Origin of the sequence: Gluconacetobacter aggeris (assembly GCF_014174395.1) — a bacterium.
Classification (GTDB): Bacteria; Pseudomonadota; Alphaproteobacteria; order Acetobacterales; family Acetobacteraceae; genus Gluconacetobacter; species Gluconacetobacter aggeris.
This window is the reverse complement of sequence record NZ_JABEQD010000035.1, coordinates 1-2,196: the sequence shown is the minus strand read 5'-3', so window position 1 is coordinate 2,196 and position 2,196 is coordinate 1. Positions and strand designations below refer to the sequence as shown.

General features: G+C 63.9%; 2 protein-coding genes. Both read right to left on the bottom strand.

The genetic code is table 11. The features are described 5' to 3' along the window. Positions 1 to 2,000, bottom strand: a 2,000-nt coding sequence (locus tag HLH36_RS19360) for a transglycosylase SLT domain-containing protein (RefSeq protein ID WP_182987911.1), incomplete at its 3' end; no start/stop codon positions are given. After that, the coding region (locus HLH36_RS19355) for a hypothetical protein (RefSeq protein WP_182987910.1) at positions 1,990 to 2,196 on the bottom strand (207 nt) is incomplete at its 5' end. The genes HLH36_RS19360 and HLH36_RS19355, both read right to left, overlap by 11 nt.

Below are 2,196 nucleotides of genomic sequence, written 5' to 3'. Positions count from 1 at the left end.
GTCAGATTGCGCGATTGCAGGAACCGCATGGCGTCGATCGGCCGAGACATCTGTTCATAAAGAGCAGAATAATTCTTGAAGCCCGGCGCGCCCTTTTCAATCGTGTCGACGATCGTCGGCTTCAATTCGAGCAATTGCGCCGCTGCCGCATGACCGCTTTGGTCAGTCCCGCGTGCTGCCGGCGATACAATATCCCCCAGGTACTTCCGGACATTCCAAAGACGATCCGGCATTGCCGTCCCATCCTCGCCCGCAACGGCATTCACCTGCTTCAGCACGCGAATAAGAGGGGCCTGCACGGTTTCGCGCCCCTTGTTATCATCGATCAGACGAGCGAGGTGCTGACGAACGGCCGTCACATCGACCGGCTGCTGATTGCCGAATGCCTGCTCTCTATTCCCAGCCTCTGCTGCTGAGCGAGCTGCCTCGGCTGCCTGTAGCTGGTCTTCCGTGCCGATCACGTCGCGCGCGAAGGCATTGCGCGCTTCGGTGTTCTGCTGATCCAGGGCTGTGAAAGGGTTGGGATTGTTCGCGCGCCGATTCCGCTCGGCCAGTGCCAGGCCAGGATTCCCCGAGGCCTGCGACGCCGTAAGCTGCACGCCGGGAATCTTGGACCTGACCAGCGCGACCGGGCCGCCCTGCTGGTAATGATTCCAGATGGTATCCGCGAGCTTCTCAGCATCCTTCGGAGAGCTGAAGATGCCCAACTTGATCGCCTCGGGGGGCGGCCCAGACGGGGAAGCCCCGCTGTTCGGCATGTCGCCCGATGGCCCTACTGCATCACTCGGGACCGTTCCATCAGTCGGCCCCCGAGCTGCGACACCTTCGCCTGTCGCGGCAGGTATCTCGTCTGGCGCAAGATGATTGATTATTCGTGCCCCAGCCTTGGATGCCTTGTCCGCAATGGCCTGGACCCCGCGCGCGGCAAGCGGTAGCCCTACTCCCAACGCGCCGCCGAGCGCGGCCCCAGTCACGGGGTCTCCGCCGGCAAGTGCATTCACCGCGTAGCCCTGCGCCGCACCGCTGGTCGCATGCGTCAGGCGCCCACCAGCACCCGTCAAAGCATTCGTTCCGGCCTGGATAGCGCGCCCCGCAGGGCCTCCCGCGGCGCGGGCCAATGCACCACCGCCGGCACCAATTGCGCCCATGCCCAGTTCTGTCGCAGCCCCCGCCATGAGGGCATTCGACAGAAAGCGGCCGGCCTCGTTCGCCGTAGCGCCCGTGGCATCCCGGCTGGCGGTCGCCTGGTCTTCTCGGTCCAGCCCGGCGTGCCGCGCAGACAGATCAAGTGCCGTCCCCTTTAGAAACCCATGCACACCTGGAATATCGTCGATCGCCTCGACGCCCGTTCTCAGAAACTGGTTGCGTGCCGCATGGTCCACGTCTCGCGCGAACTGGACCATATTCCCGTACCATGTTCCCTGATGCGCATGCGCTGCCTGAGGGATGGACGAGGACATCTCATGTCCAAATACGCTGTCAAAGGCGCTTTCCTTCGCCGCTTGAGACGAACTGGCATCATGGTCAGCACCGAACATGCTGCTGAAGGCATCACGGTTGGGCGCCGGTTGCGGACCGGATGTGCTGGGCCGCGCCTCCGTTCCCGGCCCGGCAAAGGGATCATCGCCCGGAGCCTTGAGCGCAGCATACCGGTCGGCCACCTTGTGCGGATAAGTCATGGTCTCGTCGTTTCCCCATTTCGACCGGTCCGTGCCGCCGTTGTAGGCGCGCAGGGCATCGGGAAGGTTTCCGTAGCGGTCCATGTTCTCTCGGAGCACCCGCGCGCCGCCGTAGATCGACTGGACCGGATCATGCGGGTCGATGCCGATGGCATGGGCTGTGGCGGGCATGATCTGCATGTGGCCTACCGCACCGGCCCGGCTTCGCGCTGCCGGATCGCCCGACGGGTCCTCCACCTGGTGGACGGCGCGCAGAATATCGGGATCTACGCCCCAATACTGGCCAGCGCGCTCGTAATGCGCATCCAGATCATCGGCCACTCGGCACCAGCCCGGCGGCGGCCATTGTGTTGTAGTTCTTCTTGAAGATATCGAGTTGCCCGGTCTCGCGCATGCCTTTGAGCATTTTCTCTCGCTCGGTCGGCGTCATGCGCAGCATCTGGAACGCGCGCGGGTCGAAGCCCTGGCTGAACTGCTGTTCCCATGACTGGTATTGCGCAGCCGGCAGGCCAGAGGC